The organism is Mucilaginibacter sp. 3215 (genome assembly GCF_050433785.1).
Lineage (GTDB): Bacteria > Bacteroidota > Bacteroidia > Sphingobacteriales > Sphingobacteriaceae > Mucilaginibacter.
The window spans coordinates 202,584-227,621 of sequence record NZ_JBNPWO010000007.1 but is presented as its reverse complement, the minus strand read 5'-3'; the positions used below and the strand labels follow the sequence as shown (position 1 = coordinate 227,621).

Genomic DNA, 25,038 nt, shown 5'->3' with positions numbered 1-25,038 from the left:
TTGCCCAATGGCGAAGCCCCGTCATTTATAACTCCTCAAAAAAACTTTTTTAAAATCCTTAGGTTAACGGCTATGGTGACAACACCAACAACGGCAATGTGACAATACCAATAACAACAGCGTCCTGCTTTAACCTCCACTCCGTGTTAAAATTACACTTTGTAAAAATCTGGCTATATATCAAAAATGTGGAGAATTGTTAAAATAGTACTATCTTAATAGCGAATTGATTATATACCTTAGTGAACCGATTATAGTGTACACTAAACACCAAACCAATGCGCTGTAAAATATTAAATGTTGTGTTATGCATGGCTTGCATTGCCTTGTTTTCTGCCCGGGTTAGTGCTCAGGACGTAGGAATATTTGAAGGCCAAACCGATGTTGGTACGGTCAAGCATCAGGGTAGTGGGGCATATGATACTAAATTACAGCAATATACGCTTATTGGTTCGGGCCAGAATATCTGGGCTACGCATGATGATTTTCACTTTGTGTGGAAGAAAATGAAAGGGGATTTCATTCTTCGCACCAACGCTGCATTTATAGGCAAAGGTGTTGAAGCGCATCGCAAGGTTGGACTAATGGTTCGCACCACGCTTGATTCAAATTCAAAACATATCAATGCCGTTGTGCATGGCGATGGCTTAACCTCGTTGCAATACCGTAAAACGGTAAGCGGCATTACCGAAGAAAAGAAGGCATCCATCACTGCGGCCGATGTGATCCAGCTGGAACGCAAAGGTAATACCTATACTATGTCGGTAGCACGAAAAGGCGATCTCTTTGTGAGCGAGGAAGTAAGCGGTCTTGACCTGGGCGACGACGTTTATGTAGGCATTTTCATCTGCTCGCACAATGCGGATGTTACGGAGAAAGCGGTATTCAACAATACACGTATCGTCACACCCGCACCGGCCACATTGATACCTTACAAACAATATTTAGGCAGCGCCATTGAGTTGCTTGATCTCGAAAGTCAGAATGCCATGGTGGTTTATCAATCACCAAAATCACTTCAGGCACCAAACTGGACGCTTGATGGCAAGTCACTCATTTATAACAGCGAAGGCTCATTGTATAAATTCGATCTTGAATCGCATATGCCAACGGTACTCAATACCGGCATCGCTAAAAATAATAATAACGACCATGTGCTTTCCTTCGATGGCAAAATGCTGGCTATCAGCAGCGGCGATGGTGGCCCATCAATAGGATACACAGTTTCTTCGGCCGGTGGCGAGGCTACACGGGTAACCCAAACCGGGCACGGCGCAAGTTATATGCATGGCTGGTCGCCTGATAAAAAGTACATCGTTTTTTGTGGTGAGCGCAATAAGGAATTTGACGTTTACCGCATCCCCGCCGCTGGTGGTCCCGAAGAGCGCCTTACCAACACGCCCGGTTTGGATGATGGCCCCGAATATTCGCCCGATGGAAAATACATCTACTTTAATTCTGTACGCAGCGGCCTGATGCAGGTTTGGCGCATGAAAGCCGACGGCAGTGAACAAACGCAATTAACCAACGATGACTATAACAACTGGTTCCCGCATATTTCGCCGGATGGTAAATGGATAGTTTATATCACCTTCCTGAAAAACGAAGTATCTCCCGGCGATCACCCCTTTTATAAACACGTATACTTACGGGTAATGCCGGTTAATGGCGGTCCGTCAAAAGTAGTAGCCTATCTGTACGGTGGCCAGGGTACTATCAACACCCCGTCATGGGCGCCGGATAGCAAGCACCTGGCATTTGTAAGTAACTCTGATTTATTGTTCCCTGTATTTCCTATTGCAAAATAACCTTAAACATATAACCATGTATACATCACGCAGATCATTTTTAAAAACCGGCGCAATGGCAGTAGCCGGGGCGGCGCTACTTCCTGATAGTTTATTTGCCGCTACGGATAATAAACTTAAACGGGTAGGGGTGCAGCTTTATAGTGTACGCGATGCCATGAAGGCCGATCCGCAGGGAACGCTTAAAAAGATAGCTGATGCAGGTTATGCACATGTGGAGCATGCAAATTACATCGACAGAAAATTTTACGGCTATACCGCCAAAGAATTTAAAAAGATCCTGGCCGATCTTGACCTTAAAATGCCAAGCGGCCATACCGTAATGACACCTCAGCACTGGGATGCAGCCAAAAATGATTTTACCGATGCCTGGAAGTATACTGTTGAAGACGCGGCCACTATGGGGCAAAAGTTTGTGATAAGCCCCTGGCTTGATGAAAAGGTACGTACAGATACCGATGCCCTGAAACGCACTATGGAGCAGTTTAACAAATGCGGTGAGCTTTGCAAGCAATCATCCATGATGTTTGGCTACCATAACCACAACTTTGAGATCAGTACCAAAGTAGGGGATATTACCCTTTATGATTATATCATCCAAAATACCGATCCGGCTTTGGTGGCCCAGCAAATAGATATCGGCAACATGTACACTACTGGTGGCAGGGCGTTGGAGTTTATCAATAAATATCCCGGCCGTTTCCAGTCCATGCACGTAAAGGACGAAATTAAAGTACCGCCTCATGGTGGCGATGATACTGAGAGTACTATTTTAGGCGCGGGGATCCTGCCTGTTAGGGATATTGTAAAGGCTGGGGCAAAAAAAGGCGGCACCTCGTTGTTCATTATTGAGCAGGAAGCATACCAGGGCAAAGACCCAATCGATTGTGTAAAAATTGATTTACAAATCATGAAAAAATGGGGCTATTAATAGTATAAGACTAACTTACACCCGTGAAGATTTAATTTTTACAGCCTTTTATTTTGAATTGTAATTATTAAGTTTGGGAACACATTATAAATCATATTAAGCCTTTCTCGTTACCTGTTCAGTAAGTTGAAAGTTTTGTGGCAGATAAATGGGCTTAGCTAAAACAATTTAGTTTAAACAATGGACCGGCGTACCGTCATTAAAAACCTGGCTTTAATAATAGGAGGGGCTGCATTGCTCCCGGCCTGTTCGCAGGATAAAGCAAAGTCGAAGGTTGCACTCAAAAATATCGATATCACTGCCGATCAGGAACAGTTGATAGGCAATGTAGCAGAAACTATTATACCTAAAACAACAACGCCGGGTGCGAAAGACCTGTTGCTCCATTTATTTGTATTGAAAATGGTGGATGACTGCTATAAAAAAGAAGATCAGCAGGTGTTTGTAACTGGCATGGGCAATTTTGCAAGCCAGTCTCAGAAATTATATAGTAAAACGTTTAATCAGCTCGATGTTAAAACCCGTGAAGCGTTTTTGCTGGATATAGAAAAAGAAGGTAAAGCGGAAGAAGAGACGGCCAGGAAAAACAGTGATAAAAAAGATGCCGCACCTGCCACGCCTCCTGCCGGCAAATATTCGCCCGAGCTTAAGAAGTTTTACAGCATAGTAAAAAGACAAACCATAAACGGTTATACCAATTCAAAATATTTTATGACTAAAGAGGTGGAATATGAGCTTGTGCCGGGCAGGTACAATGCGCATTTCCCTTACAAACAAAAGCAAGCAGTATAAGTAATGGCTAATTTAAATATCGACAGCGTTAAAGAACGCACTTTCGACGCGATAGTAATTGGTTCGGGCATGAGCGGGGGATGGGCTGCTAAAGAGTTTGCAGATAAAGGGTTAAAAACATTGATACTGGAGCGTGGCCGCGATGTGAAGCACATTAAGGATTACCCGACTACCAATATGTACCCCTGGGAGTTTGAACACCGGGGCGAATTGCCGATGGCGGTACAGGAAGCCAATCCTATTGTAAACCGCTGTTATGCTTTTGGAGAAAGCGCCGCGCATTTTTTTGTTAAAGATGCAGAGCACCCATATATTCAGGATAAACCCTTCGACTGGATCCGCGGATACCAGGTTGGCGGCAAATCCCTGCTTTGGGCACGTCAAACCCAGCGTTGGAGCGATTTTGATTTTGAAGGCCCCGCCCGCGATGGTTTCGCGGTAGACTGGCCTATCCGTTACAAAGATATTGCACCATGGTATAGTTATGTAGAGAAATTCGCCGGCATTTCGGGTAACCGTGATGGCATTGCCGAATTGCCGGATGGTGAGTTCCTACCCGCATTCCCATTAAATACTGTTGAAGAATATTTCAGAGATCACGTAAAAAGTAAGTATAAAAACCGACATGTGATCAGCGCTCGTTGCGCCCACCTGTCAACCCCTAATCAAATCCACCTTGATCAGGGCAGGGTACAATGCCAAAGGAGAACGATCTGTGAGCGTGGCTGCCCCTTTGGTGGCTATTTCAGCGCTAACGCTACCACTATCCCCTGGGCTTTAAAATCCGGCCACGCCACATTAAGGCCGTTTTCGGTAGTGGAATCTATTATTTATGATGATAAGCTGGGCAAAGCTACCGGTGTGCGGGTTATTGACACCAATACTAAAGAAGCTATCGACTATTACGCCAAAGTAATATTTGTCAATGCCGCGGCGTTAAATACCAACCTGATATTGCTTAATTCCAAGTCGCACCGTTTCCCTAATGGTTTGGGCAATGATAGCGGTGTGCTGGGTAAATATGTAGCTTTCCATAATTATTCGGCCCATATTGGAGCCGAGTATGATGGCGCTAAAGAATGGACAACAGATGGCCGTAACCCTGCCGGTGGGGGGTATATCCCAAGGTTCAGGAATGTGTACAAACAAGAAACCGACTTTTTACGCGGTTATGCTTCAGGCTTTGGCGCTTACAGATCCCCGCAGCGTAGTTGGGACGGCGTAGGTAGCAGTCTGAAAGATAACCTGGCTAACAAAGAGCTTGGCCCGTGGCGTGTAGGGTCGCACATGATGGGCGAAACCATCCCGAAGGAAAGCAATTTTGTAAGTCTTGATGACAAGCAAAAAGATGCCTGGGGCGTACCATTATTAAAGATGAACATTGATTACGACGATAACGATGAGAAGATGAAGAAGGATTATGTGGAGCAGTTAACCGAGATGTTCACCAGCGCGGGCTTTACCAACATCAAAGCCAGTACGGATAGAAGGGCACCAGGTTTGGACATCCACGAAATGGGTGGCGCACGTATGGGTAATGATCCTAAAACATCGATATTAAACAAATGGAACCAGGTACACAGCGTTAAAAACGTATTTGTTACCGACGGCGCCAGCATGACGTCAACCTCGTGCCAAAATCCGTCACTAACTTATATGGCCTTTACCGCAAGGGCCGCCGATTATGCCATGAGCGAGATGAAAAAGGGGAATATATAGTGTAGTTTTGAGTGGCGGTTATTTAAATAGTAGCAGTTGCAGTTAAAAGTAGCAGCTATTTAAAAGTAAAAGTTGTAGAAAACAGCAAATATGTAGGGGAAATTAACTGCAACTGCCAGTGCTACTGCTACTAAAACTTACTACCAGTGCTACTACAACTAAAGGCTTCGTGTAAAAAAAACACAATGTAATATTTGGAAAATGAATTTTATTCATACATTTAACGAGATAACCAAGTAGTAAACAAATTAAACTAATCATATTATTCGTATGTCTGCAAACACTTATGACGCAATAGTCATTGGCTCAGGAATTTCAGGCGGGTGGGCTGCCAAGGAACTAACACAAAAGGGTTTGAAAACCATCATGCTTGAGCGTGGCCGTAATATTGAGCACATTAAAGATTACGTAAACGCAACCAAAGATCCATGGGAATTTCCGCACAGAGGCGGCCGTACCCAGAAAATGATTGATGATTACCCGGTTCTTAAACGCGACTATCCTTTAAATGAAACCAACCTTGACTATTGGGCAAGTGATAAAGATAGTCCTTATACAGAAATTAAACGTTTCGACTGGTTCCGTGGTTACCACGTGGGCGGCCGCTCACTGATGTGGGGACGCCAATCGTACCGCTGGGCTGATGTTGATTTTGAAGCCAACTTAAAAGATGGCATCGCTGTCGACTGGCCTATCCGTTACAAGGACATCGCTCCGTGGTATAGCTACGCCGAGCAGTTTGCCGGGATCTCTGGTAATAAAGATGGTTTACCTATCCTTCCTGATGGTGATTTTATGCCGCCTATGGAAATGAACGTGGTTGAAAAAGACGTTTCAAAACGTTTGAAAGAATTTTATAAAGAGGCACGTCACATGATCATCGGTCGTACGGCTAATATCACTGTACCGCATAACAACCGTACCAACTGCCAGTACCGTAACAAATGCTGGTTGGGCTGTCCGTTCGGTGCTTATTTCAGCACACAATCGGCTACATTGCCTGCGGCTATGGCTACCGGTAATTTAACCGTTCGCCCTTGGTCTATAGTTACCAAGATATTGTACGATAAGGATACCAAAAAAGCCAAAGGCGTTGAGGTATTGGATGCTGAAACCAATAAAACTTATGAGTACTTCGCAAAGATCGTTTTCGTAAACGCATCAACCATTAACTCGGCCTGGATCCTGATGAATTCGGCTACGGACGTTTGGGAAGGTGGCTTAGGCAGCAGCAGCGGTGAGCTTGGCCATAATCTGATGGACCACCACCTTAATGTTAGCGCTTATGGCAGGATCGAAGGTTATGAGGATAAATATTATTTCGGTCGCCGTGCAAATGGTTTCTATATCCCTCGTTACCGTAACCTTAACGGCGAAAAACGTGATTACATCCGTGGTTTCGGTTACCAGGGCTCGGCAAGCCGCGAAGGTTGGAGCCGTGACATTGCCGAACTGAACATAGGCGGTGCGTTTAAGGATGCATTGACCGAGCCAGGTTCATGGCATATAGGTATGGGCGCTTTTGGCGAAACATTACCTTACCATGAAAACAAGGTTACCATCGACAAAACCAAAAAAGATAAATGGGGCTTGCCTGTTGTTGCCATTGACGCCGAATTAAAAGCAAATGAGCTGAAAATGCGTATCGATATGGAAAAAGACGGCAAAGAAATGCTGGAAGCCATTGGCGCTAAAGATGTACAAACTTCAAGTACTAACCCGTTCCTTGGCCGTGGTATTCACGAAATGGGTACCGCACGTATGGGCCGTGATCCAAAAACTTCAGTATTGAACCAGTGGAACCAGGTTTGGGATGCTAAAAACGTATTTGTTACCGATGGCTCTTGTATGACATCGGCAGCATGCCAAAACCCATCGCTTACTTACATGGCGTTGACTGCACGTGCCGCTAACTATGCCGTTGACGCACTTAAAAAGGGAGAAATTTAATCAGCATCACATAAAAACAACCTAATAAAAACACCTATGACTGAAGAAAAGGACAAAACCCCAAACCCGTCAAGACGGCAATTTATTAAAAGCAGCGCCATAGCGGCCGCTGGTTTTATGATAGTTCCGCGCCATGTTTTGGGCGGTAAAGGTTTTATAGCTCCAAGCGACAAGTTATTGATTGCCGGCGTAGGTGCCGGTGGTAAAGGGCAAAGCGATATTGCTAATTTTTACAAAAGCGGCAAGGCCGAGATCGCCTTCCTGTGCGATGTTGACGACCGCAGAGCGGCAAGGTCACGCAGCGATTTTCCTAAGGCAAAGTATTATAAAGACTGGCGCGAAATGTTTGACAAAGAACACAAGCATTTTGACGCGGTATCGGTTTCAACACCCGATCATAACCATGCCATTATTACCTATAATGCTATGCAACTGAACAAACACGTGTATGTTCAGAAACCGCTGACACATGATATCTGGGAAGCCCGTTTATTAACAGAGGCTGCCAAAAAATATAAAGTGGTTACACAAATGGGTAACCAGGGTTCATCAAATGACGGTACACGCTTAATGTCGGAATGGTATGATGCCGACCTGATTGGCGATGTGCACACTGTTTACTGCTGGACAAACCGCCCTGTTTGGCCGCAAGGTATTGCATGGCCGCCACCACAGCCAAACATTCCTAAAGAGTTGGATTGGGACCTGTGGTTAGGTACGGCACCTAAAAAAGATTACGTTGATAAACTGGTACCATTTAACTGGCGCGGCTGGTGGGATTACGGTACCGGCGCCCTTGGCGATATGGGCTGTCACCTGGTTGAAGCACCTTTCCGCGTGTTGGGTATCCAATATGCCAAGGATGTACAGGCCAGTGTTGGCAGTGTTTATGTAGATGAGTTTAAAGAAGGCCACTTCCCTGAAAGCTGTCCTCCATCAAGCCACATTACCTTAACATTCCCTAAAACTGAAAAAACTAAAGGCGATGTTACCCTGCACTGGATGGACGGTGGTATCCAACCTGAAAGGCCTGCTGAATTATTAGCGAGCGAAGATTTTGGCGGTGAAGAAGGTAACGGTACATTGTTTATCGGTACAAAAGGTAAAATGTATGCAAGCACCTATTCTGATGCAGCGACATTATTGCCGAAATCGCTTACCAAAAGCGCTAAAGCTCCGCAGAAATGGGCACGTGTACCGGGCGGCGCTAACGGCCACTATGCACAGTGGGTTGAAGGCTGTATTGCCGGTTACGGTAAAACAGAGCTAAGCTCATCGTTTGATAAGGCTGGTCCGCTTACTGAGGCTTTATTGATGGCTAACCTTGCGGTTCGCGGTCATGAGCTAAATGGCGGCAGGGTAAAATTAGTTTGGGATAACCAGGCTATGAAAGTTACCAACTTTGATGCTGTTAATCAATATATTAAACGCGATTACCGCGAAGGTTTCGTGTTAAAAGCGTAATTTAGGAATACGTGATTAGCTGGGAAAAGAGTTACGAAGCTTTAAAACTTCGTAACTCCGGTAAACACTAATTCACTAACCCAACTAATTCACTAATTCATTAAATCAATAATTAAACATGAATAGAAGAGAAGCGATAGGCAGGGTAGGTTTGATCCTTGGCGGTACCATCATCGGCGCCGAGTTCTTCATCTCCGGATGTAAATCATCTTCGCCGAAAGTAAACGACCTTTTTACACAGGATGATGTGGCCCTGATGGATGAAATCGGTGAAACCATTTTACCTGCAACTTCAACCCCGGGTGCTAAAGCTGCCGAAATTGGCAAATTTATGACCGTAATGGTACAGGATTGCTATACTGCCGATGATCAGAAAATTTTCACTAAAGGCCTTAAAGACCTGAATGATGCGAGCGACAAAAAATTTGGCAAAAAGTTTTTAGAGGCTAAACCTGAGCAACGTACAGAACTGTTAACCGAGCTTGACAAAGAGCAAAAAGCCTATACCAAAACAAAAAAACCGGAAGATCCTAACCATTACTTCAGGATGCTGAAGGAATTAACCCTGCTGGGTTTCTTCACTTCAAAACCGGGTGCCACACAGGCCTTACGTTATATAGCCGTTCCTGGTAAATATGACGGTAACCTGCCATACAAAAAAGGTGATAAAGCCTGGGCAACCTAAAAAATTGCAATATCAATTGATTATACCTTTGATTTTTATAAAATTTGAATTGCTATCAAAAACAGCATTATGTAATAATGCTGTTTTTGATGTATACAATCGATTGAGAAGCGTTTAATCATCAAAAAACATCAACCCCAACAAAAACAAATGAAATTAAGATTAGGAATGATAGGCGGCGGACAAGGTGCCTTTATTGGTGCCGTACACCGCATAGCTGCCCGTATTGATGGCGAATATGAACTGGTTTGCGGTGCTTTTAGCAGTAATGCCGAAAAATCGCAGGCCAGCGGTCTTTTGCTTGGTTTACCGGCAAGCCGCTCATATAGCTCATACCAGGAACTTATTGAAAAAGAAAAGCAACTGCCCGAGGATGAACGTGTGCAGGTGATCAGCATTGTAACGCCCAATCATGTGCATTTTGCCCCAACCAAAATGGCACTCGAAAATGGTTTTCATGTGGTGCTTGATAAACCGATGACCTTTTCACTTGAAGAAGCTAAGGAACTGGAGAAAGTAGTAAGTGCATCGGGTAAACTTTTTTGCCTTACGCATACTTACACCGGCTATCCAATGGTTAAAGAAGCCAAGCAACTGATCAAAGCAGGTAAGATAGGAACCGTTAGAAAAGTTTATGTTGAATATCCGCAGGGATGGTTGAGCAGCTTTTTAGAAGGAGAAGATAACAAGCAAGCCTCATGGCGTACCGATCCGGGTAAAAGCGGGATTGCAGGTGCCATGGGCGATATCGGTACACACGCCTTTAACCTGGCCGAGTATGTCACCGGCTTACAGGTTACTAAAATTTGTGCCGATATCAACATCGTGGTTGAAGGCCGTAAACTTGATGATGACGGCGCTGCCCTGTTGAAATTTAACAACGGTGCAAGTGGTGTGCTCACTGCAACTCAAATAGCAGCCGGCGAAGAAAATAATGTGAAGATAAGGGTTTATGGTGAAAAAGGCGGTTTGGAATGGCACCAGAGCGATGCTAACTCGCTTACAGTAATGTATACTGATAAACCTGCCGAAACCTGGCGCACTGGTGGTGGTTATACCAGCTCATTCGCGCAGCATAACTCACGTACGCCTGCCGGTCACCCCGAAGGTTATCTGGAGGCATTCGCCAACCTGTACCGTAATTTTGCTTTGACAGTTAAAGCCGGTTTAGAAGGTAAGCAGGCCACTCCCGAAGAACTTGATTTTCCGGGTATCGAAGAAGGCGTTCGTGGAATGGCCTTTATCGAAAATGTGATAGCATCAGGTAAATCGGACGTTAAATGGACTGATTTCACTATTTAATCCACATCTATTTAAAATAAAAACATGACTACTATAAAAGGACCTGGCATATTTATAGCACAGTTTATAGGCGATGCGGCACCATTTAACAGCCTTGAATCAATTTGCCAGTGGGCAGCGGGTTTAGGCTACAAAGGTGTGCAACTGCCAACAAACGATCCCCGTTTTATCGATCTGCAAAAAGCCGCCGAAAGCAAAACTTATGCCGATGAGATCAAAGGCATTGTAAATGCTGCGGGGTTAGAAATAACTGAGCTATCAACCCACCTTCAAGGCCAGCTGGTAGCGGTAAACCCGGTTTATAACGATCTGTTCGACGGTTTCGCACCTGAGCATGTACGCGGTAACCCGGCCGAAAGGCAAAAATGGGCTGTACAGCAATTGAAATATGCTGCGCAGGCTTCAAAAAATTTAGGTTTAAATGCTTCTGTTACCTTTAGCGGTGCCCTGCTTTGGCCTATGGTATACCCATGGCCGCAACGCCCTGCCGGGATTGTTGAAACCGCCTTTGGTGAACTTGCTAAACGCTGGACACCGATACTGGATGTGTACGAAGAAAACGGCATCGACCTTTGCTATGAAATTCACCCGGGCGAAGACCTGCATGACGGTATCACTTACGAGATGTTCCTTGATCATGTAAAAGGCCACAAGCGTGCTAACTTGCTGTATGATCCGTCGCACCTTGTATTGCAATGTCTGGATTACCTGGAATATATCGATCTGTACCATGAGCGCATAAAAATGTTCCACGTTAAAGATGCTGAGTTTAACCCAACCGGGCGCCAGGGTGTTTATGGCGGCTACCAAAGCTGGGTTAACCGCGCCGGTCGTTTCCGCTCATTAGGTGATGGGCAGGTTGATTTTAAATCGATATTTAGTAAATTAACACAATATGATTATAAGGGATGGGCGGTGCTTGAATGGGAATGCGCGCTTAAACATCCGGAAGATGGTGCAAGAGAAGGTGCTCCGTTCATCAAAGATCATATTATCCGTGTAACTGAACGTGCTTTTGATGATTTCGCAGCATCAGGTTCTGATGATGCTTTCAACAGGAAAACGTTAGGGATCTAATTTTCGATTTCGGAATTCGGATTTTCGATTTCGGATTTATTGAATTTAAAAAACGCGTCATGCCGAACTTGTTTCGGCACCCCATAAGATAGGTATGCGAGTGCTTAGCATGGCTGCCTGGCAAGTGGGATGCTGAAGCAAGTTCAGCATGACGATATTATTTCAGACTTACGAATTTTTAAAACTTCGTAAGTCTGGATTCTAAAATTGTTTTTCCGTCATTGCGAGGTACGAAGCAATCCCCGATTAGCAGAGCAGCAATGCAAAGCGCTCAGTATAGTTCGCGATTGCTTCGTTCCTCGCAATGACGTAATTTGAAATTGCCACTTTAAAGATGAGCTTTGCAAAGCTGGTAAATACAAAGCTGATGCAATTCGGCAAAAAAGCATTTTGATACAGCCAATTAACCAATTATCAAATAACCTTAAATAATTTAAAATGCAAACTATTAACCGTACACAGCTATTCAGGGCAAGCTGCCTGTCGTTGCTGGTAACCTCATTATCATTCGGTATCCGTGCCGGGATTTTGAATGACCAGGGCGTAAGATTTCATTTGAACGCTTCGCAACTGGGTACCATTGCAGCAACCGCTTTCTGGGGCTTTCCGCTGGCTATCATTGTAGGCGGCTTTATTGTCGATATCATTGGTATGAAAAAGCTGCTGGTGTCAGCCTTCGTATTTCACCTGGTGGGGATCCTGCTTACCATTTTTGCCAATGGCTACTGGACGCTGTTTCTTTCTACCTTAATGATTGGTATTGCTAATGGTACGGTTGAGGCTTCATGTAACCCGCTTGTAGCTTCGCTATATACAGATAATAAAACTACAAAGCTTAATCACTTTCACCTCTGGTTCCCGGCGGGCATCGTGATCGGTACGCTCATCGTGTTCGGACTGGATACCACTTTGGCCCATGGCGTATCGCCCAAACCATACTGGATCTCGCAGGTTGAAATTGCTTTGATGCTGATTCCTACCATTGCTTATGGGTACCTGTTCTCGAAATTGGATTTCCCGGTTACCGAGCGTGTATCTGCCGGTGTAAGTACCGAGGATATGTATAAGGCATTGATCAACCCCTTGTTCCTGTTCATGATCATTTGTATGTTCGGAACAGCTATTACCGAATTATTCACCAACCAGTGGACTGACGTTTTATTCAAAACAGTTACGGACAACGCCATCCTTATTTTAACTTTTGTTGCCTCGGTACAGGTATTGGGCCGCGCGTTTGCAAGCCCGATAGTTCATCGTTTGGCACCTCAGGGAGTGCTGCTAATCTCGGCCATATTATCGGCATTGGGCATTTATCTGATGGTACACCTGCATGGTGATGCTATTTACTTCGCAGCAGTAGTTTTTGGTTTAGGGGTAGCGTTCTTTTGGCCTTGCATGATAGGCTTTGTGGCCGAAAACCTGCCGCGTACCGGTGCTGTAGGCCTAAACCTGATGGGCGGCGCGGGCATGTTCGGAGTGTCTATTTATATGATATTTATGGGCGGTTTTTACGATAAAATAATGGCTTCGAAATTACCGGCAGGTGCCAGTCTGGATGCTTACCGTTCGGCGCCGGCTGGCTCTGAAATGGCGAAGGCGTTCGATGCTGCACGGTCGGCGGCCGGTCCGGAAGTGTTAAACACAACCCTGATTATACCGGTTGTATTAATCGTGGCATTTATAGGATTGGTAATTTACATGCGCTCACGTAAAAAAACTGCTTCATTAGGCGCTATATCGGTTTAATAGGGTTTTAATTATGATAAAAAATTGTAATTTTCGCCTCATTAACCAACCCAATTAAAAATACATGATGAAAAATAGCAGGAGCTTTGTTAAGGAACAGATTTTCTGTTAGGTTATCATCGAAAACAACAATTAAACTCTTATGAAAAAAGTATTCGTTATTCTTTGTATCAGCGCGGCTTTTGCTGCCTGTGGCGGAAATTCATCAAAAAACACCGGTGGCAGCGACAGTACCCAGGGTGCAAATCAATCTGCTAAAGCGGCAAATTCTGATGCAGATACAGTTGTAGCTAAAACCGGCACCGAATCAACAGGCGGTTCTGCGGGTTCAGCAACCGGCGAAAAATTAATAGCAACGTTAGATTGCAGTACCTGCCATAAAGTTGATACCAAAGTTATCGGCCCTGCATTCCAGGATATCGCTAAAAAATATGATGCTTCACAGGCTAATATCGATATGCTTGCTAAAAAAATCATCAGCGGCGGCAGCGGTAACTGGGGCAACATAGCCATGACCCCGCACCCTTCATTACCTGAAAGTGATGCCAAAGAAATTGTACAGTACATTTTATCATTAAAAAAATAATAAGGGTAATTAAATCCGGCCTTAAAGTATAATTATGACTATCGGAATTAGGGTGAAACTTTCAACAATGATGTTCCTGGAGTTCTTTATCTGGGGCGCATGGTTTGTAACAATGGGTACTTATTTAACGGTTACGTTAAAAGCTACCGGAACGCAAAATGCCGGTGCTTACGCAACGCAATCATTAGGTGCCATTATAGCTCCTTTTGTGATCGGACTTATTGCTGATAAATATTTTTCGGCACAAAGGATCCTGGGTGTACTGCATCTATTGGGCGCGGCTTCACTTTATTATGCAACTACCATAGCCGATTTTGATAAGTTTTACCCTAATATCCTGTTTTACATGATCATTTACATGCCAACACTGGCACTGGTAAATTCGGTTTCATTTAAGCAGATGCAAAACCCAAGTAAAGAGTTTCCTTTGATTAGGGTGTTCGGCACAGCCGGGTGGATCATTGCGGGGGTAGTAATCGGCTTATTAGGATGGGAAAAAAGCGGATCGCTTGTGCTTACCTTTAAAATGGCATCAATAGCATCCCTGATATTGGGTTTATTGAGCTTTACATTGCCCGATACCCCTCCTGTAAAAAGAGGGCAGAAGACCACATTTGGCGATATCATTGGCTTAGATTCAATCGGCTTGTTAAAAAACAGGTCGTATTTAATTTTCTTTTTGGCGTCGGTAGCTATATGTGTGCCCTTGGCGTTTTACTACAACTTTACCAACCCTTTTTTAAATGAAGTGGGCGTTAAAGCCGCTGCCGGTGTACAGGCAATGGGGCAGGTATCCGAGCTGGCGTTCATGGCGGCGATGCCTTTGTTTTTTGTGCGGTTCGGTGTAAAAAAAATGCTGGCTATTGGTATGCTGGCCTGGGTACTGCGGTATATATTCTTTGCCTACGGCAACGCAGGTTCGGGTTACTGGATGCTGATTGCGGGTATAGTAATGCACGGTATCTGTTACGATTTCTTCTTTGTAACCGGGCAGATCTATACGGATAATTTAGCGGGCGAGCGTTTTAAAAGCGCGGCCCAGGGCTTTATTACTTTAGCTACTTATGGCGTAGGTATGCTTATAGGCTCGTACATTTCAGGCCCTATTGTTGATCATTGGAAAGTATCAGATACCTCACATAACTGGCAAACCATTTGGCTTATACCTGCGGGTATTGCTGCTGTGGTATTGATATTATTCCTCGCTTTATTTAAAGATAAAACAAGCATGGCCACAAAACCAGGTTTGGATATTCAGGAACCATCAGCACAAACCGAAATATAATTATGGGATCTAATCAAAACAGGCGGTCGGCTATTAAAAGCATGATCGCGGGCACGGCCGCAATTGGCGCGTCGGGCGTATTATCTTCATTTACCACCGAAACTGAAAAACATATGCAGGCTGATGATAAGCTCAAAGGCAATATTAACCATGCTGTATGCCGCTGGTGTTACGGCGATTTTACGGTAGATCAGCTTTGTGCCGCCGCTAAGGATATCGGCATAAAAGGGATCGACCTGGTTGGCCCTTCAGACTGGCCTACCCTCAAAAAATACGGCCTGTTCTCATCTATGTGCAACGGTGCCGAGATCAACCTTACCGATGGTTTTGGCGATAAACAGTTTCATGCCAAGCTGCATGAAAACTATACCAAAATGATCCCGCTGGTGGCAGAAGCCGGTTATAAAAACCTGATCTGCTTTAGCGGCAGCCGTCGCGGTAAAACCGACGAGGAGGGCTGGAATAACTGCGTTGAAGGCCTTAAACCTATGGTAGCCCTTGCCGAAAAACACAACGTAATATTGGTAATGGAACTGCTGAACAGCAAAATTGACCATAAAGATTACCAGTGCGACAGGGTAGAGTGGGGCGCGGAACTTTGCCGCAGGCTCGGTTCGGAAAACTTTAAATTGCTGTATGATATTTATCACATGCAAATTGATGAAGGCGATGTGATCCGCAATATCCGCGCTAATCATCAGTATATCGCTCATTACCATACCGGCGGTGTTCCCGGCCGTAACGAAATTGATGAAACACAGGAACTTTACTATCCGGCCATTATGCGTGCCATTGTTGAGGTAGGGCATAAGGGTTTTGTAGCGCAGGAGTTCATCCCGAAACAGAAAGATAAAATAGCTTCGCTTAAAAAGGCGGTGCATATTTGTGATGTTTAAACCTTACATCACCTTATCACTCTAAAAAGCTAAACTAATAAAACAAATACATGACAACCAGAAGAACATTTTTAGCACAAGCCGGATTAATGGCAGCAGGCGCAATGCTTGCACCGAAATTGGTATCGGCGAAAGCTTCAAATAAAGTGGGCCTGCAATTGTATAGCCTGCGCGATCAATTACCCAAAGATGTAAAAGGTGTTATTGCACAAGTGGCAAAAGCCGGTTATAATGAGGTTGAAACCTTTGGCTTTAACAAAGAAACAGGATATTGGGGATTAAAAGGTAAAGAATTTAGTCAGCTATTAAAAGATAATGGCTTAACAACTCCAAGCGGTCATTACGGACTGGACGAATACTTTGGCTCTGGTAAAACTGACGACCTGAACGCATACATTGAGGTTGCCAATACCATTGGCCAGTCGCACATTATTATCCCTTCTTTAAACCACAACTTTATTAAAACGGTTGACGACTGCAAAGGCGTTGCCGAGAAAATGAATAAGATTGCCGAGATACTGAAAGCATCGGGCTTAAAATTAGGTTACCATAACCACAACTTTGAGTGGGCGCCTGTCGGTGATACTACTTTTTACGATGTAGTACTTAACAACACCGACCCTAAACTGGTGGCCATGGAAATGGATCTTTACTGGGTAGTACGCGCCGGTAAAAACCCGGTTGAGATTTTTGAAAAACACCCCGGCCGTTTCGCTTTTGTGCATGTTAAAGACAGGGATAAAACCAATGCCGAACTAAATACAGAAATAGGTAACGGTGATATCGACTTCAAAACCATATTGGGTAAAGCTAAACTTGCGGGCATTAAGCACTTTATTGTTGAGCAGGAAAACTATACCAATATTGATCCGTATGTGAGCATTGCAAAAAGCGCTTCATATCTGAAAAATACGCTTCACGTTTAAACCAATTATTTTAGAGAGATGAAATATCCATTAATACTAACCGCCCTTTTAGCAGGAAGCTGCTTCATGGCAAACGCGCAAAATGCCAAACCTGAAGACACCGAGATTTGGGAACCGGTACCTAAAGTAGTTACGCCGGGCAAAAATTTAGGCGATGCCCCTTCAGACGCAATTATTTTGTTTAACGGTAAAGGCCTTGACGAGTGGGTTTCTGTTGAAGATAAAACCCCGGCTAAATGGCTGGTTAAAGGTGATGTACTTACCGTAAATAAAGCTACCGGTAATATTGAAACCAAAAGAACTTTCAGCAATTACCAATTGCATATTGAGTGGAAAGTGCCTGCTAACATTACAGGCAGCGGGCAGGCCCGCGGCAACAGCGGCGTGTTCTTAGCTTCGATAGGTAAAGGTGATGCAGGTTATGAGCTACAGGTTTTAGATTCGTACGAAAACAAAACTTATGTTAACGGCATGGCAGGCAGCTTGTATAAGCAAGTGATCCCACTGGCAAACCCTGGTCGCAAACCCGGCGAGTGGAATGTTTATGATGTAATTTGGACCGCTCCTGTATTTAACGAAGACGGTTCATTGAAATCGGCAGCAAGGGCTACCGTATTTTTCAATGGCGTGTTGGTTGAAAACAACTTTGAGCTCCTTGGTCCTACTCAATACATCGGCAAACCATCTTATGAAGGTAAAAAACATGGCCCGTCGCCAATTAAGTTACAGGCCCATGGCGATAAGAGCGAGCCGCTTAGCTTCCGCAATATTTGGGTAAGAGAGCTGTAAGCAACGCTACTAATTTTTGAACATATGATAAGCCTCCCGGTAATGCCGGGAGGCTTTTTTTGTGGTACCGTATTTAATATTCTAAAGGCAGACTCTACGGATGCTTAACGCTGTATTCGTTTATATATCGCTATCTGCTAATCCGTTTGTTAGCTTTAGTTTGGTGCATTCCGCTTTCAGTTTTATATGATTGGTTTTTTTTGTCTACATTAAACTTATAAATATTATAGCCGTATAAGCTAACTATAAACCATTTCTGTTTCTCTTTTTAAGGAGCGGATTTTCAGGAACATTAAAACTCAACACAGCCTGTTATTTTGAATATCTATAAATATTTGTTTGTTGTGGTTGCCTTGCTGAGTGCCCGAAACGGGTTTTCGCAGGATAGGAACCTTAAGTTTGAACATATCGGTACCCGGGAGGGCTTATCACAAATTAATGTAAGTACCATAATTCAGGATAGCCGGGGTTTTATGTGGATAGGTACCCGCGACGGCCTTAACCGGTATGACGGGTACAGCTTTGTGATATATAAACACAGTATCCAGGATGATAATTCATTAAGCAGTAACCTGATATCAGATATTGCCGAAGATAAAGAGGGCAACATATGGCTCGCTACACTTTTTGGCCTAAATAAACTCGACCGTAAAACAGGTAAGTTTATACATTACTTTCATGACAGCGCCAATTCAAACAGCATCTCAAGTAATTTTGTAAACAGGCTGATATTTGATCATGATGGTATTTTATGGATAGGCAGCCAAAAAGGCGGGCTCGACAGGTTTGATATCTACCAAAATAAATTTACCCATTACAAACACAACGAGGCCGACCTGTCGTCATTAAGTGACGATGATGTTACCGCGTTAAAGGAAGACTCCAAACACCGTTTATGGGTTGGTACCCTGGGCCACGGCCTTAACCTGTTTGAAAGAAAGAAGGAAACTTTTACACGATATCAAAGCCAGCCGGGAGTAAATGCCAGCATTTCAGGAGGGTATGTAAGTACTATTTATGAAGATATTGCGGGCAGGTTATGGGTAGGAACCGAAGATGGCGGGCTTAATTTATTTGACCCGGGAAAAGGCACATTTAAACATTACCTCCAGAATAAAAAAGATTCGGGCACCATCTCGGGCTATACTGTTTTGGCATTAAGCATGGACCTGAACGGTAATTTGTGGGTAGGTACCGAAAATAATGGCGTTAATATCCTGAACCCGGTTACCGGAAAAATAACAGGCTATAAGCATGATGATATTGACAGGGGCAGTATGAATGGTAATTCCATTTACAGTATTTGCCGGGACAGGATGGGTAATATGTGGCTGGGGGCATTTAGTGGCGGCATTAACCTGTATAAGCGCAGTACCGAAAGCTTTTCGCATTTCAGGCATAGCTCATCGCCAAACAGCCTGGCCAATAATTTTGTACTTTGTCTGCATGAAGATCAGGATAGTAATATTTGGGTAGGTACCGACGGGGGCGGCGTTAATGTGTTTAACAAGGATGGTACCGTTAAACACTATATGAATGATCCGGCTAATGCCAATAGCCTGACAGGAAATTATGTATTGAACATCATCCAGGATTTTAAGGGTGACTTTTGGATAGGTACCTGGGCTGATGGCTTGTGCCGGTTTAATCCCACCACGGGCAAATTTACCGGCTTTAAACATGACCTGGCAAAACCCGGCAGCTTAAGTAATAATAATGTTTATGCCCTTACCCAAACCCGCGATAACCGCATTTGGGTAGGCACCTATAACGGCGGCCTCGACCTGTATGACGAAAAGTCAAGTACATTTTCGGCTTTTAATTATGATCCTAATGATCCTAAAAGTATCAGCAGCGATAGGATCTATTCCCTGCTTGAGGATCATAACGGCAATTTTTGGGTCGGCACTTTTGATGCCGGCCTCAATTTGATGGATAGGAAAACAGGTACCTTTACCCGGTTTCAGCACGATGAGAAGCGTAACAGCATCAGCAATAACAGCGTCCCCGATTTGTTTGAGGATAGTAAGGGCCGCATCTGGATCAGTACACTTTCGGGGCTTAATCTATTTAACCCTGTTACCAAACATTTTACGGCGTTTACAACCAAAAATGGCTTACCAAGCGATGTCATTTATGCTGTGCGCGAAGATAAGCTGGGCACCATATGGGTTAGTACCAATAATGGTTTATCCAACTATGATCCGGTTAAGAACACCTTTAAAAACTATACTATTGAAGATGGTTTACAGGATGAAGAGTTTAAATCACATTCGGCCCTGCAAACTAAGGACGGCAGGATCTTTTTTGGGGGGATTAACGGTTTCAATTCCTTTACACCCGGGCAGATCTTAAAACCATCGGCCTTTATGCCCCTGGTTATCACCAATTTTCAATTGTTCAATAAAACAGTTAAAATTGCCGGCGGCAAGGATGACCCATCTCCCTTAAAACAAGATATAAGTGATACCAAATCAATCAAATTATCCTATACTCAATCCGTAATTACATTACAGTACGCGGCGCTTGATTACTCTTCATCTGATAAAAAGAAGTACAGTTACATACTCGAAAATTTCGACGCAGACTGGAACAATGTGGGAAGCCGGAATACTGCTTCATACACCAATTTGCCACCGGGCGAGTATACTTTTAAGTTAAAGTATCAGAATACGTCAGGGTTATGGTCGCCGCCTTCGGCGGGATTAAAAATTACCATTGTGCCGCCGTTTTGGTTAACCTGGTGGTTTAAATTAATTGCCGTAGTAACCATAATTGGTTTGGTATACTTTATTTTTAAATACCGGATTAAATTTCTGAAAGCACAGAAAACCGTACTGGAGCGCCAGGTAAAGGAACGTACCGAAAGCCTGGTAAAAATGACAGCGAATGAACGCCTGGCCCGCGAGGCATCAGAAAAAGCCCGTGAAGAAGCCGAAAGCGCCAATAAGGCCAAGAGTATTTTCCTGGCTACCATGAGCCACGAAATCCGGACACCTATGAACGGGGTTATCGGTATGGCAACATTGCTGGCCAGTACCCGGCTTACCAGTGAGCAGGAGGAGTATACAGAAACCATAAAAAATTGCGGCGATGCCCTATTAACGGTTATCAATGACATTCTTGATTTCTCTAAAATTGAATCGGGCAATATGGAGCTTGACGAAGAGGATTTTGACCTGCGCGATTGTATAGAAGGCGTTTTGGATGTTTTTGCCGAAAAGGCTTCGCGGTTAAATCTTGACCTGGTTTACCAGGTTGAGCATAATGTGCCGGTACAAATTATTTCCGATTCGATACGTCTTCGTCAGATCCTGATTAACCTGGTAGGTAATGCCGTGAAATTTACAACCCAGGGTGAAGTTTTTATACTGGTAGGGGTAAAAGAGCAAAAAGATGACGACCTTGAATTGATCTTTAAAATAAGGGATACAGGCATCGGCATTGCCGAGGATAAACTGGAGCGTTTGTTTAAGCCGTTTTCGCAGGTTGATTCAAGTACCACACGTAAGTATGGGGGCACCGGTTTGGGTTTGGCTATAAGCGAAAAACTGGTGAAGCTAATGGGCGGCGAAATCAGCGTAAAAAGCGAAATAGGCAGGGGGACTACTTTCTCGTTCACCATAAAATCAAAAGTGGGACAAAAGGTAAAACGAAATTACGTTTACCTTAACCTTACCGAGCTTGAAAACAAGCGTATTTTATTTGTTGATGACAATGCTACCAACCGCGATATTATTGACACGCAGCTGAGGCAGTGGAAATATGAGCCTGTAGTTGTGGCATCGGCAACTGAGGCGTTGAAAGTGCTTAACGATCAGGATGAGCATGTTGATCTGCTGATAACAGATATGAGCATGCCCGAAATGGATGGCCTGCAGCTGGCTAAAGAAGTAAAACGGAAATTTCCTGAAATGCCTATTGTGTTATTAAGCTCGATAGGCAGCGAACAAAGTAAGCGGGAAGACAATGTATTTAATGCGGTATTAACTAAGCCAACAAAGCATAACCTGTTACATAAGCATATAGTTGAGCAGTTAAAAGCTGGCAGCAGTATTAAAACTGAGTACCACCAGGTGCAAACAGCGTTTTCCAAAGATTTTGCTAAAAATTACCCCATGAGCATCCTGATAGCCGAGGATAACCTAATAAACCAGAAACTTGCTATGCATATGTTAAGTAAAATGGGCTATAGCGCCGATATTGCCGAAAATGGCCATGCTGCGTTAAATGCTATGGTAACAAAACATTACAGCCTCGTTTTGATGGATGTACAAATGCCCGATATGGATGGTTTGGAAGCAACGCGCTTTATCCGTAGTAACATGCAGGACCAGCCGGTAATTATTGCCATGACCGCTAACGCCATGCCCGAAGATAAGCAGGCTTGTATTGACGCCGGCATGAATGATTACCTGAGCAAGCCCATGAAACTTTCCGACTTAATGGAGATGCTTGAAAGATGGGGTAAATATATAAACGGACATAATACAAGTTTAATGAATTGACATTATATTTACTCCGAAAATACCCGGCCATTATGAACCTTTTTGTTAAATCATCTATCGCTTTTTTTTCCTGTTTATTTATCGCTGCAGTGGCATTGGCAAATGCGCCCGCGCGCAACTATTATCAGCTTAAAATATATCACTACAAAACCCAGGCACAGGAAAGTACCATTGAAAAATATTTACAACAAGCTTATATACCTGCGCTGCACCGGGCCGGTATTAAAAATGTAGGCGTATTTAAACCCATAAGCCAGGTAGATACCGCGAAGCTGTTATATGTATTTACACCCTTTCAATCATGGGATAAGTTAATGGGTATCGATCAAAAGTTACAGGCCGATGCGGCGTATCTTGCCGATGGAAAGGATTACATTGACGCCGCTTATAATGAGCAGCCTTATACCCGTTTGGAAACAATTATACTGCAGGCTTTTCCGGGCATGCCTTCAACAGCGGTGCCTAATTTGACCGCTAACAAAGCCGATAGGGTTTATGAATTGCGCAGCTACGAAAGTCCTACCGAAAAATATAATGTCAATAAGGTAACCATGTTTAATGTAGGCGATGAAATAGGCCTGTTTAAACGGCTTGGTTTTAATGCCGTTTTTTATTCGGAGGTTATTGCGGGCAGTCATATGCCTAATTTAATGTACATGACCACTTTTAACAGTAAAGAAGACCGGGACAAACATTGGGACACTTTTGGTAAAGATACTTACTGGAAAACGCTTTCGGCTAAAGCCGAGTACCAGCATAACGTTTCCCATGCTGATATTATCTTTCTCCGTCCGGCAGATTACTCTGATTTTTAGGTTGCCGGCAGGTTCAACGTATGGACTTGCACCAGAGGTGCAAAAGGTTTGTAGTATCTAAGAGTCTATTTAAAAATGACTGTTTTGAATGTAGAGACGCATAATTGCGTCTCCTGGTTGCAAATCAGGTCAGATCAAATGCAGTATCTTAAATTGCATGTGGGAGACGCAATTATGCGTCTCTACAAAAGAGATTCCTCTCATTTTTAAACAGCATCTAAATGAATTGCATTTTTAGTGTGCCAGGGTTACACAACATCTCCGTCTGGAACAACTCAACGGTATAAAAATAAATCAGCGCCATCAACGCAATCAAAAATCAATCAACGGTCGGTATTGAATATTTTGTCCGATATCGATCACTTTTTCAAAATTAAAAACATGTAACTTATTGGTGATTAATGTTTTAACATTGGTATAGCTCTTGCAAAACCTTATCCAAATTTATCACAATGGATAAGGAAATTACACTTGAAGTTACAGCTGCCAAACGCAAAAAAAGCGCGGTAGTCATCATTGTCAGCATAACTGTTTTGGTGCTTGCCGTAATGCTTTTGCGGGGATATATTAAATCAACCATTACCAGGGCCGAAATTACAACCGCCAAAGTTGAAATCGGCAATATCGAAAATACCATCAATGCCACCGGCGAAGTTTTGCCGGAATTTGAAGAGATCATCACCAGCCCGATAAATGCATCCATCAAAAGTGCGCTGATGGATGCCGGTAATAAGGTTAAAGCCGGCCAATCGATATTAACGCTGGATAAATCGGCTACCCAAACCGATTTTGAAAAACAGAAGTTCCAGCTCGAAACCAAACGCACCGAGATCAGCAAACTCAAGCTTGATCTGAACAAAAGCTTCTACGACATCCAATCAAACAACGATATTAAGCAACTCCACATCAGCAACCTTGCCGATGCCGTTGAAAATGCTAAACGCCTGTATAAAGCAGGTGGCGGTACCCGCGAAAATATTGAACAAGCTGAGCTTAACCTCAAAGTTGCACAGCTTGAAAAAAAGCAACTGGAAAACGAGATCAAAAGCAAGCAGCAAACCATGCAGCTGGAGATTAAAGAAGCCGAAATAGCTGCAGATATCCAGCAGAATGATCTTAAAGAATTACAACGCAAACTTGACCTGGCCAATGTGGTGGCAACACGGGCAGGGGTGATCACTTATGTAAACAAAAATATTGGCGCCAATATCCACGAAGGTGAAACCCTGGCCCGTATCGCCGACCTGGGCAGTTTCAGGATCCAGGGCAGTATTTCTGATAACTCTGCAGATCAGCTGCATAGCGGCTTGCCGGTTATAGTGCGGATCAATGATGCCCAGCTAAGGGGGCATGTAAGCAATATATCCCCATCGGTACAAAACAGCATCATTTCGTTTGATGTGCAGCTGGATGACCGGGCCAGCAAATTGCTCCGGCCCAATATGAAAGTCGACGTTTTTTTGGTGACGGCTACACATAATAAAATTATGCGCGTGGCTAATGGCCCGGCATTTAAAGGCCCTTCTGTTCAGGACATTTTTGTACTAAACAATGGTAAAGCCGAACGCCGCACGGTACATATCGGTCTCACCAATTTTGACTATGTGGAGATCCGGGACGGCTTAAAACCCGGTGATGTGGTGATCACATCCGATATGAGCGAATATAAAAACTCGATGGAAGTGACAGTGAAATAATAAAACAACCACGTCATTGCGAGGAACGAAGCAATCCCCGACTTACAGAGCGGATTTGCACA

At 43.8% G+C, this 25,038-nt stretch carries 18 protein-coding genes; all 18 read left to right on the top strand.

The annotated features are described in order from the left end of the window. Window positions 1-278 precede the first annotated feature (278 nt). Window positions 279-1,808, top strand: coding sequence for a TolB family protein (locus tag ABIC84_RS14775; RefSeq protein ID WP_429264020.1), 1,530 nt, complete (start codon window positions 279-281; stop codon window positions 1,806-1,808). A 16-nt stretch (window positions 1,809-1,824) separates the two neighbouring features. Then, window positions 1,825-2,739 (top strand): TIM barrel protein, encoded by a 915-nt coding sequence (locus tag ABIC84_RS14770; protein ID WP_090526169.1) that lies wholly within the window; start codon window positions 1,825-1,827, stop codon window positions 2,737-2,739. Between the two features lie 180 nt (window positions 2,740-2,919). After that, window positions 2,920-3,531: a gluconate 2-dehydrogenase subunit 3 family protein gene (locus ABIC84_RS14765; protein WP_429264019.1), complete on the top strand. Its 612-nt coding sequence runs from the start codon at window positions 2,920-2,922 to the stop codon at window positions 3,529-3,531. Window positions 3,532-3,534: 3 nt separating this feature from the next. Further along, on the top strand, window positions 3,535-5,250 hold the full coding sequence (locus ABIC84_RS14760; protein WP_426589184.1) for a GMC oxidoreductase: 1,716 nt from the start codon (window positions 3,535-3,537) through the stop codon (window positions 5,248-5,250). 270 nt (window positions 5,251-5,520) lie between these two features. Next, window positions 5,521-7,200 (top strand): GMC family oxidoreductase, encoded by a 1,680-nt coding sequence (locus ABIC84_RS14755; protein ID WP_354481899.1) that lies wholly within the window; start codon window positions 5,521-5,523, stop codon window positions 7,198-7,200. A gap of 36 nt (window positions 7,201-7,236) precedes the next feature. Next, window positions 7,237-8,664 (top strand): Gfo/Idh/MocA family protein, encoded by a 1,428-nt coding sequence (locus tag ABIC84_RS14750; RefSeq protein WP_188831618.1) that lies wholly within the window; start codon window positions 7,237-7,239, stop codon window positions 8,662-8,664. 118 nt (window positions 8,665-8,782) lie between these two features. Further along, window positions 8,783-9,349, top strand: a complete 567-nt coding sequence (locus ABIC84_RS14745; protein WP_429264018.1) for a gluconate 2-dehydrogenase subunit 3 family protein — start codon at window positions 8,783-8,785, stop codon at window positions 9,347-9,349. 150 nt (window positions 9,350-9,499) lie between these two features. After that, entirely contained in the window at window positions 9,500-10,651 is a 1,152-nt protein-coding gene (locus ABIC84_RS14740; RefSeq protein WP_254780046.1) for a Gfo/Idh/MocA family protein, read from the top strand. A 24-nt stretch (window positions 10,652-10,675) separates the two neighbouring features. Continuing rightward, the gene (locus tag ABIC84_RS14735; RefSeq protein ID WP_429264017.1) at window positions 10,676-11,728 is read left to right on the top strand and encodes a sugar phosphate isomerase/epimerase family protein; all 1,053 of its coding nucleotides are present in this window, start codon (window positions 10,676-10,678) and stop codon (window positions 11,726-11,728) included. A 438-nt stretch (window positions 11,729-12,166) separates the two neighbouring features. Then, window positions 12,167-13,474, top strand: a complete 1,308-nt coding sequence (locus tag ABIC84_RS14730) for an MFS transporter (protein ID WP_090524599.1) — start codon at window positions 12,167-12,169, stop codon at window positions 13,472-13,474. A gap of 142 nt (window positions 13,475-13,616) precedes the next feature. Next, a complete protein-coding gene (locus tag ABIC84_RS14725; protein ID WP_090524602.1) occupies window positions 13,617-14,060 on the top strand; it encodes a c-type cytochrome in 444 nt (147 codons plus the stop codon). A 34-nt stretch (window positions 14,061-14,094) separates the two neighbouring features. Then, window positions 14,095-15,345: a nucleoside permease gene (locus ABIC84_RS14720; protein ID WP_429264016.1), complete on the top strand. Its 1,251-nt coding sequence runs from the start codon at window positions 14,095-14,097 to the stop codon at window positions 15,343-15,345. Window positions 15,346-15,347: 2 nt separating this feature from the next. After that, window positions 15,348-16,241: a hydroxypyruvate isomerase family protein gene (locus ABIC84_RS14715; protein WP_354481910.1), complete on the top strand. Its 894-nt coding sequence runs from the start codon at window positions 15,348-15,350 to the stop codon at window positions 16,239-16,241. A 50-nt stretch (window positions 16,242-16,291) separates the two neighbouring features. Then, a complete protein-coding gene (locus tag ABIC84_RS14710; protein ID WP_090524607.1) occupies window positions 16,292-17,167 on the top strand; it encodes a sugar phosphate isomerase/epimerase family protein in 876 nt (291 codons plus the stop codon). Window positions 17,168-17,185: 18 nt separating this feature from the next. Beyond that, the gene (locus ABIC84_RS14705; RefSeq protein WP_090524609.1) at window positions 17,186-17,956 is read left to right on the top strand and encodes a 3-keto-disaccharide hydrolase; all 771 of its coding nucleotides are present in this window, start codon (window positions 17,186-17,188) and stop codon (window positions 17,954-17,956) included. Between the two features lie 317 nt (window positions 17,957-18,273). After that, window positions 18,274-22,464 carry a two-component regulator propeller domain-containing protein gene (locus ABIC84_RS14700; protein ID WP_429264015.1) on the top strand — a complete coding sequence of 1,397 codons (4,191 nt, stop codon included), beginning with the start codon at window positions 18,274-18,276 and terminating at the stop codon, window positions 22,462-22,464. Between the two features lie 32 nt (window positions 22,465-22,496). After that, window positions 22,497-23,279, top strand: coding sequence for an NIPSNAP family protein (locus ABIC84_RS14695; protein WP_426589174.1), 783 nt, complete (start codon window positions 22,497-22,499; stop codon window positions 23,277-23,279). A 452-nt stretch (window positions 23,280-23,731) separates the two neighbouring features. Further along, the gene (locus tag ABIC84_RS14690) at window positions 23,732-24,976 is read left to right on the top strand and encodes an efflux RND transporter periplasmic adaptor subunit (protein ID WP_429264014.1); all 1,245 of its coding nucleotides are present in this window, start codon (window positions 23,732-23,734) and stop codon (window positions 24,974-24,976) included. The last annotated feature ends 62 nt before the right edge of the window (window positions 24,977-25,038 follow it).